Source organism: Frankia sp. AgB32 (assembly GCF_023243045.1).
Classification (GTDB): Bacteria; Actinomycetota; Actinomycetes; order Frankiales; family Frankiaceae; genus Frankia.
Genome location: NZ_JALKFX010000090.1, coordinates 1 through 12,565, shown reverse-complemented (window position 1 = coordinate 12,565; position 12,565 = coordinate 1). Strand labels below are relative to the sequence as shown.

The 12,565-nt window shown below is 71.9% G+C and carries 14 protein-coding genes; 3 read left to right on the top strand and 11 right to left on the bottom strand.

Annotation, left to right across the window (positions count from 1 at the left end; genetic code table 11):
* Positions 1-25: 25 nt before the first annotated feature.
* From MXD60_RS21360 to MXD60_RS21315, 10 genes are all read right to left on the bottom strand, one after another.
* On the bottom strand, positions 26-1,759 hold the full coding sequence (locus tag MXD60_RS21360; RefSeq protein ID WP_248821113.1) for an AMP-dependent synthetase/ligase: 1,734 nt from the start codon (positions 1,757-1,759) through the stop codon (positions 26-28).
* A gap of 146 nt (positions 1,760-1,905) precedes the next feature.
* A complete protein-coding gene (locus MXD60_RS21355; RefSeq protein WP_248821112.1) occupies positions 1,906-2,847 on the bottom strand; it encodes a LysR family transcriptional regulator in 942 nt (313 codons plus the stop codon).
* Between the two features lie 171 nt (positions 2,848-3,018).
* Positions 3,019-4,320, bottom strand: coding sequence for a cytochrome P450 (locus MXD60_RS29500; RefSeq protein ID WP_248821111.1), 1,302 nt, complete (start codon positions 4,318-4,320; stop codon positions 3,019-3,021).
* A gap of 15 nt (positions 4,321-4,335) precedes the next feature.
* Positions 4,336-5,313, bottom strand: coding sequence for an acyl-ACP desaturase (locus MXD60_RS21345; protein WP_248821110.1), 978 nt, complete (start codon positions 5,311-5,313; stop codon positions 4,336-4,338).
* A 64-nt stretch (positions 5,314-5,377) separates the two neighbouring features.
* Entirely contained in the window at positions 5,378-6,265 is an 888-nt protein-coding gene (locus MXD60_RS21340) for an SAM-dependent methyltransferase (protein WP_248821109.1), read from the bottom strand.
* Positions 6,262-6,522 carry an acyl carrier protein gene (locus MXD60_RS21335; RefSeq protein WP_248821108.1) on the bottom strand — a complete coding sequence of 87 codons (261 nt, stop codon included), beginning with the start codon at positions 6,520-6,522 and terminating at the stop codon, positions 6,262-6,264. The genes MXD60_RS21340 and MXD60_RS21335 overlap by 4 nt, the downstream gene beginning before the upstream one ends.
* Positions 6,519-7,085, bottom strand: a complete 567-nt coding sequence (locus tag MXD60_RS21330; RefSeq protein ID WP_248821107.1) for a PaaI family thioesterase — start codon at positions 7,083-7,085, stop codon at positions 6,519-6,521. Before MXD60_RS21330 ends, MXD60_RS21335 begins: the two co-directional genes overlap by 4 nt.
* Complete coding sequence (locus MXD60_RS21325; protein WP_248821106.1) at positions 7,082-7,867, bottom strand: ferritin-like domain-containing protein; 786 nt, start codon at positions 7,865-7,867, stop codon at positions 7,082-7,084. Before MXD60_RS21325 ends, MXD60_RS21330 begins: the two co-directional genes overlap by 4 nt.
* The gene (locus MXD60_RS21320) at positions 7,854-9,551 is read right to left on the bottom strand and encodes an AMP-binding protein (protein WP_248821105.1); all 1,698 of its coding nucleotides are present in this window, start codon (positions 9,549-9,551) and stop codon (positions 7,854-7,856) included. The genes MXD60_RS21325 and MXD60_RS21320 overlap by 14 nt, the downstream gene beginning before the upstream one ends.
* On the bottom strand, positions 9,551-10,552 hold the full coding sequence (locus MXD60_RS21315; protein ID WP_248821104.1) for a 4'-phosphopantetheinyl transferase family protein: 1,002 nt from the start codon (positions 10,550-10,552) through the stop codon (positions 9,551-9,553). Before MXD60_RS21315 ends, MXD60_RS21320 begins: the two co-directional genes overlap by 1 nt.
* Positions 10,553-11,047: 495 nt before the next feature.
* Between MXD60_RS21315 and MXD60_RS21310 the strand changes: the two genes are divergently transcribed.
* Complete coding sequence (locus tag MXD60_RS21310; protein ID WP_308222554.1) at positions 11,048-11,632, top strand: hotdog fold thioesterase; 585 nt, start codon at positions 11,048-11,050, stop codon at positions 11,630-11,632.
* 54 nt (positions 11,633-11,686) lie between these two features.
* Here the strand turns inward: MXD60_RS21310 and MXD60_RS21305 are convergent, their stop codons facing one another.
* Positions 11,687-11,953 (bottom strand): aldo/keto reductase, encoded by a 267-nt coding sequence (locus tag MXD60_RS21305; protein WP_248821103.1) that lies wholly within the window; start codon positions 11,951-11,953, stop codon positions 11,687-11,689.
* Between the two features lie 204 nt (positions 11,954-12,157).
* On the opposite strand from MXD60_RS21305, the gene MXD60_RS30450 reads away from it, so the two are divergent.
* Positions 12,158-12,328 carry a helix-turn-helix domain-containing protein gene (locus MXD60_RS30450; RefSeq protein WP_248821102.1) on the top strand — a complete coding sequence of 57 codons (171 nt, stop codon included), beginning with the start codon at positions 12,158-12,160 and terminating at the stop codon, positions 12,326-12,328.
* Positions 12,329-12,400: 72 nt separating this feature from the next.
* Positions 12,401-12,541: an MmyB family transcriptional regulator gene (locus tag MXD60_RS30445; RefSeq protein ID WP_518468393.1), complete on the top strand. Its 141-nt coding sequence runs from the start codon at positions 12,401-12,403 to the stop codon at positions 12,539-12,541.
* Positions 12,542-12,565: the final 24 nt, after the last annotated feature.

The following is a 12,565-nucleotide window of genomic DNA, read 5'->3' as shown; positions in this document are numbered from 1 at the left end:
AGACGGCGCAATCGAGTGGTCGATATCACTGGTAAATAAATGCGATCGCTTCGGTGAAATCGCGTTCGATGGCCGCGCGCCGCAGCTTCATCGACGGGGTCAGATGACCACCGTCGATGGTGAGCTCCGTGTCGAGGACACAGAACTTGCGGATGGACTCCGCCCGGGAGACGAGGCTGTTCGCGTCGTCCACGGCGAGCTGGAGCTCGGCGAGCAGCCGGGGGTGCTCCCACCACAGACCGTCCTCGTCCACCGCGGCGGTCCCGCCCGGCTCGGCGAGCGCGACGCCGTTCGCGGCGGCCCAGGCGGCGAGCGGGCCCGGGTCCAGCGTGAGCAGGGCCGAGACGAACGACCGGCCCTCACCGACCACCATGCAGTTACTCACCAGCGGGTGCAGCCGGACCCGGTCCTCCAGCGGCGTCGGAGCGACGTTCTTGCCGGTGGCGGTGACCAGGATCTCCTTGCGGCGGCCGGTGATCACCAGGTAGCCGTCGTCGTCGAGGTGGCCGACGTCCCCGGTGTGCAGCCAGGTCTCCTCGGCGGGGCCGGTGGCGTCACGCCCGACGGCGCCGGTGGCCCGCGACCAGTAGCCGGGCGAGACGTTGGCACCCTGGACGAGCACCTCGCCGTCGTCGGCGATGGCGACGGTCGTGCCCGGGATCGGCCGGCCGACGGTGCCGCGCCGGTTGGTCGCCGGCTCGTTGACCGTGACCGCCGTCGCCGCCTCGGTGAGGCCGTAGCAGTTGAGCACGTTGACGCCGGCGCTGGCGAAGAACGCCGCGGTGGTCTCGTCCAGCGACGCCCCTCCCGAGATCACCTGGGTGAGCCGACCGCCGCAGACGGCGGCGACCTCGTCGTGCGGCAGGTCCCGCACCCGCTTGCGGATCTTCTCCAGGGCGTAGGGGACGAGCGCCAGGAAGCTCGGCCGGATCGTCGCCATCGCGGGGACCAGCTCGGGCACGCCGACCAGCAGCACCGTGCGGCTGCCCGCGTACAGGCAGGCCAGCAGGATCGTCTGACCGAAGACGTGGGCAAGCGGCAGTGCGATCGCGGTCGCCGCCTGGGAGCCGTCGGGGGCGGTGCGGAACATCTCGCCGGTGTGCTCGACCGTGTTGGCCGACGACGCGAACATGTTCCGGTGGGTCAGCACGGCACCCTTCGCCGGGCCGGTGGTCCCACTGGTGTAAATGATCATAGCGACGTCGTCCGCCCGGACCTTGGCGGCACGCTGGGCGAACTCGTCGGCCAGCCGCGCCCGCCCGGCGTCGTCCCGGCCAGCGCCCCGCGCCTCGACCCAGTCGTCCACCTGGGTCAGCGGCCAGGTGGGGCGGCGCAACGTGTCCGCGCCGGCGTCGGTGACCAGGCGCACCTGCTCGTCGGTCTCCGCGAAGGCCCACGCCACCCCGGAGTCGGTGACGGTGTGCCGAACCTGTGTCTCGGACGCCGTCGGATAGACGGGGACGATCACGGCGCCGATCGCCTGCGCCGCATAGCTGAGCAGCGCCCACGGATAGCTGGTGCGGCCCATGATGGCAATCCGGTCGCCATGCGCCACCCCGAGGGCGAGCAGTTCGGCGCCGACGAGGCGGGTGTGCTCCGCCAGCTCGCTGCCCGTGATGTTCTGGTACGCCCCGTCGGGGCCGTCCGTCCGTACCAGCACGATCCGTTCCGGGTGATGCCGGGCACCGACGTCGATCACCGACCAGACGCCTTGGTCGTCCGGCAGCACCACGGCCCCCGCAGTGGTTGATTTCCGCACGATTGATCACCTTCCCGCGGCAGCGGTGGCGGCACACCGCCAAAAATGCACGGTGTGACGCCTCGAGGATTCCTGCCCCGAGTTTCCGGTTATCCCGACAACCCGGCAAGGCGATTCAATCCAAAGAAATGACCGGTCGGTGTTCCCTATCGCCGAACGCGCGACTCCGGTGTTCGATATGCTGGGATCTGGAATGGCCGGGCCGACTCTATGCACTCCACGAACACGTCCACCAGCGGAGCCGTGTTCGCGGCCCGCCACACGACGTAGAGATCAAGCGTGGGGACCGGGTCGTACAGCTGGACCGGCGTCGGCCGCGGGCCGCCCCCGGCGGACCCGATGTGCAGTCCGCGAGTCACCGAGGCAAACCCGACCAGCGGTTTCACCGAGACGACGATGGCGGTGGCACTCGGGTCGTCCACCTCGTGGGCGACCGACAGCGTGATGCCGCTGGTCTCGGCGGCCGCCTGGATCGCGTCGTACATCGCCGGGCTCTTCTCCCGCGCGAACAGCACGCACTGCTGCCGCGCGAGCTCGCCGAACGGAATACCGCCGCGGCCCGCCCAGCTGTGACCATGGCCCACCACAGCGACCAACGGCACCCGGAAAAGGCGGCGCGAGGCGAACCCCGGCGAGGACGGCCGACCGTAGACGATCGCCACGTCCAGTTCCCCGGACGAGAGAGCTGACAGTTGCGGCCCGGTGCGCTGCTCGACCAGCGTCACACTCACGTCGGGATATTCGGCCGACATTTTTGCCAACGCCGCCGGAACAACGTGTTGACCGCCGGGGAAGTTATAACCAACACGCACCACCCCGGTCCGACCCGCCGCGACCTCACGGGCTGTGTGGGTAGCCTTGCGCATCTGCGAGATAATGGTCCGGGCCTCCACTTCGAAGGCTTTTCCGGCCGCGGTGAGCCGGACGTCGTGCGAGGTTCGCGCGACGAGCTCGACTCCGAGGTTGCGCTCCAGCCGTTGGAGCTGCTGACTCAGCGATGGTTGGGACAGATGTAGTCGGGCGGCAGCGCGGCCGAAATGCAGTTCTTCCGCGATTGCCAGAAAGGACACCAGATGCCGCAACTCCATGGCCACCTCCACAGGGGCATCGGGCCTCAGCGTAACCGCGCCAGCTAACCCCCGGTGAACCACACCTTCCCATCATGGGTCACCGGAGTTGCCAACAACTGCGACACGGCGTGAGCCCGCCCACACCAACGCGTCGCGTCACCACCCCCCTACAGATGCACAACATGCTGGTCAGCTGGTAACCATCCGCACACGTAGTTCCTGGATTCCGCGCACGATCAGGTTCGGCCGGTATGGCGGCGGGTCGGCTAGAGGTATCATCCGTGGCGCCCGCCGGGCCACCGCCCGCAGCAGCAGCTCCACCTCGAGGCGGACCATCGGCGCGCCGATGCAGTAGTGGTGCCCGCGGCCGAACCCGAGGTGGCGCGGCACCCGCGCCGACCGGGCGTAACGGGCCAGGTCGAGCCGGTCGGGGTCGGCGTAGACGTCCGCGTCCCGGTTCGCCCCCGCCAGCAGGAGGATCACGCCGTCGCCCGCGGCGAAGCGCTCCCCGGCGACCTCGGTGTCGCACACCGCCCGACGGGTGGTCAGGTGCGACGGCGTGGAGAACCGCATCAGCTCGTCGACCGCGGGCCCGGCGAGGTCCGGGTCGGCCACCAGCGCGGCGTACTGGTCGGGATGGCGGATCAGGGCGTCGAAGGTGTTGGAGATCAGGCTGACCGTGGTCTCGTGGCCGGCGACGAGCAGCACGACGAGGGTCGCGAGCATCTCGTCGGCGGAGAGCCGGTCGCCCTCCGCCTCGGCCTGCGCCAGCGCGCTGACCAGGTCGTCGGCCGGCTCGACCAGGCGCCGGGCGGTGAGCTCGGTGAAGTACTCGCGGATCGCGATGGCCGACCGCCGGCGGTTGTCGACCTCCGCCGGGCTGAGCAGGATGTCCGGGTCCAGCCCGCGGGCCAGCCCGAACGACCACGACCGCACCGCGGCGTGGTCCGCCGCCGGCACCCCCATCAGCTCGGCGACCATCGTCAGCGGCAGTGGGTAGGCGATCGCCTCGACGAGATCCACCTCGCCCGCCTCGCCGGCCACGATCGCCGCGTCGAGCAGCCCCTCGGCGAGCTCGCGCGCCCGCTGCCGCAGCGCCTCGATCCGCCGGGCGCTGAACGCCTTGCTGACCAGCTTGCGGATCCGGGTGTGGTCCGGTGGCTCCATCCACAGGAACGACGTCGGCAGGTCCGAGCCGTCGCTGTCCGGGTGCATCAGGTCGCGTTCCTCGGCGTGGCTCCATGCCGGGTCCTGCAGGATCGCGTCGACGTCCCGGAATCGGGTCACCAGCCGCATGCCGAGCGGGCCGGGTGCGAACGGCCCGGCCTCGCGCAGCACCCGGTAGTTGGGAAAGGTGTCGTGATGCCAGGAGGGATCGAAGATGTTCGCCGCCGCCTGCGCGGGCGTGATCGCCGGCGGGTCGGCGGCGATCGCCTCGGTCCCGGCGCCGGGCGCGGGGGCGCCGGGGGTGATGCCGGTGACGGTGTCCACGGGAGTCCTCCAGACTCAGCGGGCCGCAGTGGCCGGCAGGGCTCGGCAGGCGCGCACGAACCGGTCCAGTTCGTCGACGCGGTCGGACGGCGCGTCGACCGCGCGCCGCACCACCCGCACCAGGTGCTCGTACGCCTCGGTGTGGTCGTAACGGGCGGTGTCGGCGATGCGCAGCGCCCAGCGCCAGTAACCGGACAGCGTGTCGGCCAGCGGCATGCGGAACGAGGCGAGGGCGTCGCGCATCGGCTCGATCACCTCGTCGCCGTAGCGGTGCAGGTAGAGCTGCACCATGTCGGCCATGAACGTGAAGTGCCGGGCCTCGTCGCGGCTGAGGTGCCCGAGCACCTCGGCGAGCACTGGGTCGCCGACGACCGCCCGCAGGTTCTGGTAGTAGATCTGGGTCGCCTTCTCCTGCACGAGCGTGTAGGCGAACAGCGCCGCGGGATGCTCGTGCGGCAGCGCGAACTCCTTGCGGCCCTCCACGGCGAGCTCGCGCCGCAGCGGCTCCGCCGCCGAGATCCCGGACTCCACCTGGTAGCGGAACAGCGCACGGGCGTGGCTGTCCTCCTCCTGCGCCCAGCGCACGGTGAAGTGGTAGACCTCCCGGTTGACCAGAAAGGTCTCGACGTCGACGTCGGCGTCGAGCGGGAACCGGTCGCGGTACACGGCGAAGTAGCCCGGCAGGTGGTCCTCGATGAAGGTGATGAAGCGGACCGCGGAGCGCTGCCCGTCGGTGAGCCGGTTCGCGTCCGCGGCGGCCCAGTCGAAGCCGCTTTCGACGTCCCACCGGCGGGTCACCGGCGACGCGGTCATGAAGGCCGTCACGGCCTGGTCGAGGTCGGCGGCGGGCAGCCCGATCGACCGGGCGGGCACCGCCGGGCCAGCCGCGCTGTTGCCGGCGGCTGTGTTGCCGGCGGCTGTGTTGCCGGCGGCTGCGTTGCCGGCGGCGTCGGGGGCATCGGTGGCGGGGTTGGGTCCGGTCGTGGTCGTCATCGCGTCTCCGGAGATCGGGAGGGGAGGCGCCGGGCGGCGCGGGCTCGGCCGCCCGGCACGCGGCTCAGCGCCCGTTGCGGCACACCAGCGCGTAGTGCTTGGTCGTGAACCCCCAGCCGGCGTTCGCGACCTCGAGGTAGCGGGTCAGCTCGGCAGCCATGCCGGGCCGCAGCTCGTCGATGGCGGCGGCCGACTCGGCGACGCGCACCAGCCAGTCCTCGATGGTGAGCCGGTAGTCCTCGGTGAGGTCCTCGACGTCGTCCACCGAGAAGCCGGCGTCCTCGACCGCGCGCACCAGTTCGGACAGCGGCCGCATGTCGCCCCAGCCGAAGATGGAGTTGCGGACGAACTCGGTGCCGGCGCGGCGGTCGAACTCGTCGCGGGCCGCGGTGTTGCGGAAGCACGTCTCGGACACGTAGTAGCGCCCGCCGCGGCGCAGCATCGACCGGGCCCGGCGCGCCGCGAGGTCGACGTCGGGCATGTGCACGATCGAGCCGAGCATCGTCACCGCGTCGAACGAGCGGGCCGGCAGGTCGAGGTCCTCGAACCTGCCGACGGCGGTGGTGACCCGGTCGACCACGTTGAACTCGGCGGCGCGGGCGGCGATGAACTCGTGCTGGCGGCCGGCCGGGCTGATCCCCGTCACCCGGGCGCCGTACTCGCGGGCCATGAACAGGATCAGCGAGCCCCAGCCGCAGCCGACGTCGAGCAGCCGGGCGCCCTCGGTCAGCGCGAGCTCCTCGGCAACCCAGTGCAGCTTGGCGACCTGCGCCTCGGCCAGTGTGATGCCGTCGGTGCGGTAGAGGCCGGAGGAGTACTTGCGCAGCGGGTCGAGGAACAGCCCGAAGATCTCCGGGTCGAGGTCGTAGTGCTGGTTGGTCTCCCCGGGCCGCGTCGCCTTGTCGGCGGCGTTGGCAGCGGAGTCGGCGGGGCCGGCGGTGGTGACGGTCATGCGGCACGGACCTGCAGCGCGTTGCCCACGACGGTGGACAGGGCGGCGATCGAGGACACGCCGAACACGTCGTCGTCGTCGAGTTCGACGTCCCAGGTCTGCTCGACCTTGGCCACGACGCGCAGCAGCCGCACCGAGTCGGCGCCCTCGATGCCCCGCAGGTCGGTGTCGGGCATCAGGACGTCGACGGGCACGCCGAGCTCCACGGCGACGATCTCGGTGATCTGACGGACGATGCCGTCGGCCTCGGTGCTCACGGGGTCTCCTGTCGGGTAGGGGCGTTGGTCGCGGTCGAGGCGCCGGCCGCGGTCGTGGCCAGTGCCTGGTCGAGGCGGCCCGCCTCCGGGGCGCTCAGCGCGATGCGGTCCCGGGCCGTGCCGAACGGAACGTTGCGGTAGCTCGCGGAGGCCGTCACCACGCAGGCGCCCTCGGCGTCGAGGATCTCCGCCGTCGCGCTGGTCAGCGGGCCGCCGCCGACGGCGCCCAGCCGGGCGACGCAGGTGTACTCGGCGCCGACGGACACCGGCATGATGTAGCGCAGGCGCATGCTGACCGTGAAGGCCACCAGGCCGGTGCGCACGACGATCAGATTGCCCATCGTCTCGTCGGCGACGACCCCGAGCAGGCCGCCGTGCACGACCCCCGGGTACGACTCGTAGCTGCGGCCGAGCCGGAACGTCGTCGACAGGCCTTCGGGATGCTCGTCGAAGACGAGCGCGATGCCGTGCGGGTTGTGCGGCGAGCAGCCGAAGCAGCGGTAGTCCTCCAGCACCGACCAGGGCAGGTCCGGCGCGGCCGCGCCCACCGGATCGGCGCTCACGCGAGCGCCTCCGCCAGCCGGCGCCGCACCCGGCTGTTGGTGCTCACGTCGAGGCCGGTCAGCGCGGCGAACGCCCGGCGGATGTTGTCCTGCAACCGGTCCAGCTCGCCCTCGGTGGCGATGCCGGCGAGGAACATGTCGAACGCGGTGTCGATCGTCTCGTGGTTCTCCACCTCGGCCAGGCCGCTCTTGAACACCCCGACCGGGTGTTTGATCCGCTGCTCGGAGGTGTAGACGTAGAGCGTCTCCAGCACCGAGGCCAGCTCGTCGGGGTGCGCGGCGAGCCGGCGGCGGGCGTAGTGCACGAACTCCCGCGCGTGCCCGGCCTCGTCCCGGCTGGCCCGGGTCATCAGCCCGCGCAGCACCGGCTCCTCGACCCAACCGGCGACCGACCGGTAGACGTGGTTGACCGTCAGCTCTGAAATGATGTTGGTGGCGAGGGTGGCGCACGGCGTGGTGCCGGGCGCGTACGGGGCGCGCATCGCCTCGACCGGGGCGCTCGGCATGGTCACGCCGACCGCATCCAGCCAGGTCCGGAAGGCGAAGTGGTGCTGGAGCTCCTCGTAGCCCCAGACGGCGACGAACGCCGAGAAGTCGTAGTCGTCGAACTCGTTGAGGAATCCGTGCTGGGCGGCGATCGAGTTCGCCTCGCCCATCACGGCGCTCTTGACCATCGTCACGTACTCGGGGCGCACGTGGTCGGGGTCGATCTCGTCGAACGGGAGGTCCTCGATCGTCCAGCGCTTGCGTTCGTAGTGGCGGAAGACGTCATAGCCGTGCATCGGTTCTCACCTCCGATATCAGCGGTGCGGCGGGACGGGTCAGGTCACGAGCCTCGGCGCGGCGGAACTTGCCGCTGGAGGTCCGCGGCAGCACGTCCGGGGCGACGAGTCGCACGGAGACCTCGGCGAGCCCGAGCGCGGCGCTGATCCCGGCCCGCAGCTCGGTGGCCAGCCGGACCCGCTCGGCGGCGTCGGCCAGGCCGGTCTCGGCGATCACGGTAAGCGTCTCCGCGCCGGCCTCGCCGGCGTCGACGACGGCCACGCATCGGCGGCGGTGCACGCCCGGCGCGTCGCGGACCAGCGCCTCGGCGTCCTCCGGGTAGTAGTTCACCCCACGAATAATGATCATCTCTTTGCGTCGACCGCTGATATACAGCTCGCCGTCGGTCAGGAAGCCGAGGTCGCCGGTGGGCAGCCAGTCCGCCGAGGCTGTGGTGGCGTCGGGCGCGGGCGCTCCCCCGGCGGTCAGGTACCCCGCGGCGACGGCGTCGCCGCTGATCTCGATCTCCCCGACGTACCCGTCCGGCCGGGGACGACGCTGCCCGTCGACGACACGCAGCCGCATCCCGCGCACCGGCCGGCCGAGCGCGACCAGGCCGCGGGCGCCGGGCGCGCCCGCCACCACCGGCTGGGCGACGCCGTCGCGGGCGAGACGGTCGCGGTCCACCCAGGTCGTCAGCGGCGGGCGACCCAGCGGCGGGAACGTCACCGCGAGCGTCGCCTCAGCCATGCCGTAGACGGGGAACATGGTCTCGGCGGCGAACCCGGCCGGGCCGAAACGGTCCTGGAACCGTTCGATGGTGGTCGGGTTCACCGGCTCGGCACCGTTGAACGCGATCCGCCACCGACCGAGGTCAACCTCGGCGGCCTCCTCCGGGGTGACCGCGGCGAGCAGGGCGTCGTAGCCGAAGTTCGGCGACGGCGCGACCGTGCAGCCCATCGAGGCGAACGCGCGCAGCCAGGCCCCCGGGTCCTTGATGAACGTCGACGGCGCCCACACCGTCATCGGCGTACCGATCAGCGCCGCGGACAGCGTGCCGAACAGTCCCATGTCGTGGTAGAGCGGCAGCCAGGTCGCGCCGTGGTCGCCGGGACGGCCGAGCTCGATCCCGTCGACGATCGCCGCCGTGCCGTGCACGACGTTGCGATGGGTCAGCACGACGCCCTTCGGCAGCGCGGTGCTGCCGGAGGTGAACTGGACGATCGCCACGTCGGACTCGCCGCCGGCGGGCAGCGCCGGGGGCCCGCCGCCGGCGCCGGACAGTTCGCCGACGCCGCGGAACCGCAGTCCCGGCAGGATCGGGCCGAGCCGGCGGACGATGCCGTCCACCCCGGCGCCGACGACGACCCGATGGATGCCCGCCGCGGCCGTGATCGAGGCGAGCCGGCTGGCGTAGCCGGCGAGATCGGCGGCCGAGGTGGGCAGCGGCAGCGGGCAGGCCGCCCCGCCGGCCCGGGTCACCCCGATCACCCCGGTGAGGAAGTCGGCGTTGTTGCGGCTGTAGACGCCGACCCGCTCGCCCGGCGTCGCACCGTCCGCGACCAGGCCGCGGGCGAGGGCGGTCGTGGCCGCGGCGAGGTCGGCCAGGCGGACACGTTCGGCGGAACTCGGGAAGGTCACGGCGGTGTCGGGATGGCCCGCGGCCGCCTCGTCGAGGGCCCCGGGCAGGGTCAAGCCACGCATCAGGTGTGCTCCCGTCCTGTGCTGGTGGGCGGTGCGGTCGCCGCGACCGCGCGGGCGAGGTCGGTCAGCTCTCCGGCGGGGGCGAGGGCCACCCGCGCCAACTGGGCCGGATGCGCCCCGCCGGCCTCCCGCACCCAGGTCACCGGCACCCATCGATGCACCTCGATGACCGGCACCTCGATGACCGGCGCCTCGACCGCGGACGCCTCGATCGCGGGCACCTCGACGGCGAGGCTCTCGGTGGGGGGCAGTGCGGTGGATCGCGCCTCGGTGGCGGCGTGCCTGGCCGCGGTCGCCCCGGCGACGGGCGTCACATCCCCGGTCGGGAGGGCCAGGTACCCGGTCGCGGCGCGCGCGCCGACCGCGAACGCCAGGTGGCGCCCTGGGGTCTCGACCACCCGGCACAGCGGCGGCCGCTGCGCGCCCGGGTAGCGCGAGTGGACCCAGCCGGCCTGCGGGTCGCCGTCGAAAGTGATGGTCCGTAGCCCCGCCCGCAACCCGAGGCCGGTGTACTTCGCGACGGCCTCCTTGGCCGACCACAGCCCGCGTACCGCCGCGCCGGCCGGCAGGAGCAGCCGTTCGTCGAGCGCGCAGAACCGCCCGGCGACCTCGGCGATCAGCGCCACCGGCGTGTCCTCGACGTCCACCGCGCAGCCGGCCGGATGGAAACCGACGACGAGAACATCCCGGTCGTGTGCGATCCCGGCCCGCGCCCCCGTCGCCGGCTCTCCGCGCGGCACCGGCCGGCCTCCCGCCGCGACCTCCAGCGGAACGTCGGCCGCGGACGCAGCCCCGAGATGCTCGGCGAGCACGCTCGCCAACAACAGTCGCCCGAGCCGGCTGACGATCGACCTGGCCAGGCCACCGCGCGGTCCCGGCGACCCGGCCGCCACGTCCGCCAACGACAACAGGTGACACTCCAGCGCGGGCGGCACCGCCGCCAGCCTGGCGCCGGAACCCTGGGGCGGCACGGCCGGGCTGCCCATGTGCGACGCCGGCATGGACACCCCTCTCGATGCGGTAACCAGATGGCCCGGCGGACGGCGGTCCGGCCGCGCGGCACGTACGTGGACAGCGATCGGGTGGTCGGAAAACGCGGACCGGCCGGGGCCGACGATCGGCGCGCGGGTGACCGGTTGACGTCGGCGCCGCAGCCAACACTGACAATCAGGCATCGGCAGGTCAACGAATAACGAATTACTTCGATCGATCCATCACCGTCGACAATGAGCCGCCCGCCGCGGCGGTCAGCGGATTTCAGGGTATACGCCGAGCTTCCCGCGGGTGTCGTTTACCGACCCTTTGGCCCATTGGCACCGCCGGGACGGCACGCGTTTCACTATTGTTCGCCCACCCGTCGGCGACCGGCGCGACGTTCACCGGTCTTCGCGCGGGAAGCCCGGATATCGTCGCGTCATATCGGCCGGTCGTAATCCGTGACGGCGGGGCCACCCGCCGGGCGCTGCCACCGGCACCGACGACAGGAGGGCTCGGTCGTGGACCACGATGGCATCGCGAACCCCAACGGCCTCGCGAACCCCAACGGGGCAGCCGGGACCATCCCCGGGCCGGTCGGCACCGGGTCCGGCGGCGCTGTCCCCGGCGGCGCTGTCCCCGGCGGCGGACCGGGCACGCCCGGGGCGCTGGCCGAGATCGACCAGCGCATGGCGGACCTGCGGGCCCTGCTGGAGCAGGGGCTCGCCGAGGGCATCGGCGTCGGCCACTCCCTCGGCATCCACCTCGACACCCTCGAGGTCGGCCGCTCGGTGTGGACGCTGCGACCGTCCCCGGCCGCGGCGAACGCCATGTTCACCGTCCATGGCGGGGTCCTCGCGACGCTGATGGACACCGCGATGGGCAGCGCCGTGTTCACCCGACTCCCGGCGGACACCTATTACACGACCCTGGAACTCAAGGTGAACTTCGTCCGCTCGGTAGCCCTCACCGCGGAGCTGTTGACCTGCGAAGCGAAAACGATCCATGTCGGCCGCCGCACCGCCACCGCCGAGGGCACCGTCACCGCCGCGAACGGCAAACTCGTCGCCCACGGCACCTGCACCTGCCTGCTGACACCGGCCTGACCGCATCCGAGGGTCGGTAAGCGGTGCGATAGAAATGGCGCCTACGCGGATCTCCTACGGGAGGTCGGTGATCCTTGCACGTTCCTCGGTGGTGAGTTCCAGGTCGAGAGCGCTGACGTTCTCCCGAAAATGACGGATGCCGGTCGTTGCGGGAATCGGAAGCACGGCTGGATCCACGGCAAGCAGCCAGGCAAGCGCGTCCTGCGGGAGGGTCGCGTCGTGGTTCGCGGCGATCGGGGCGAGCACGTCCCGGACCTCTTCCGGTCCCGAGGTGTCGGTCGCTGTTCCGGGCGCGATCAGCGAGATGGGCCGCCAGGGCACGAAGGCCCGCCCCTGCGGCCAGCGTCGCCTCCAGGAGGGCCTGGTTGGTGCGGTCCGTCACGTTGTAGCGGGCCGTGACGGGCGCGATGTCGACGATCGACCTCGCCGCACGAAGATGCTCCGGGGTGATGTTCGAGAGGCCGACCTGGCGTCACCTGCCGGAGACAGGTTCCAAGTCGGCGCGCGCGACCGACTCCACGGGAGGTGGGCCAACCCGGGACCGGGGGTCACCGCAAGGTCGCCGGCCTGCACCGGGAAGTGGTCGCCGGTCTTGCCGCGATCAGCGTCGACTACTACACCCGGCTCGAACAGCGCCGGGTCCAGGCCTCCGCCTCGGTACTGGCCACGTTGACCCGTGCCGCTGCGGCTGCATGAGGATCAGCAGAGCTGTCTGTACGAGATCGCCGGCAGGAACGACGCCAGGCCGGGCCGACAACCCGCCCCACCATGCGCCGCCTGCTCGACCAGCCCGGCGGTACGCCCGCATTCGTGCTGGGCAGGTGCCTGGACATCCTCGGCTGGAATCACGCTGCCGGTCGGGTGGCCCGGGGGAATCGCACCCCCGGGCTCCCGCAGATCCCGGCGTGACACTCTCGCGTCACCGGGCTCTTC

What these genes read in the sequence shown, in the direction of transcription:
- MXD60_RS21320 (WP_248821105.1), bottom strand. Translation starts at nt 9,551, where the DNA reads ATGCGTGGCTTGACCCTGCCCGGGGCCCTCGACGAGGCGGCCGCGGGC.
- MXD60_RS21325 (WP_248821106.1), bottom strand. Translation starts at nt 7,867, where the DNA reads ATGCACGGCTATGACGTCTTCCGCCACTACGAACGCAAGCGCTGGACG.
- MXD60_RS21345 (WP_248821110.1), bottom strand. Translation starts at nt 5,313, where the DNA reads ATGACGACCACGACCGGACCCAACCCCGCCACCGATGCCCCCGACGCC.
- MXD60_RS21355 (WP_248821112.1), bottom strand. Translation starts at nt 2,847, where the DNA reads ATGGAGTTGCGGCATCTGGTGTCCTTTCTGGCAATCGCGGAAGAACTG.
- MXD60_RS21340 (WP_248821109.1), bottom strand. Translation starts at nt 6,265, where the DNA reads ATGACCGTCACCACCGCCGGCCCCGCCGACTCCGCTGCCAACGCCGCC.
- MXD60_RS21315 (WP_248821104.1), bottom strand. Translation starts at nt 10,552, where the DNA reads ATGCCGGCGTCGCACATGGGCAGCCCGGCCGTGCCGCCCCAGGGTTCC.
- MXD60_RS30445 (WP_518468393.1), top strand. Translation starts at nt 12,401, where the DNA reads ATGCGCCGCCTGCTCGACCAGCCCGGCGGTACGCCCGCATTCGTGCTG.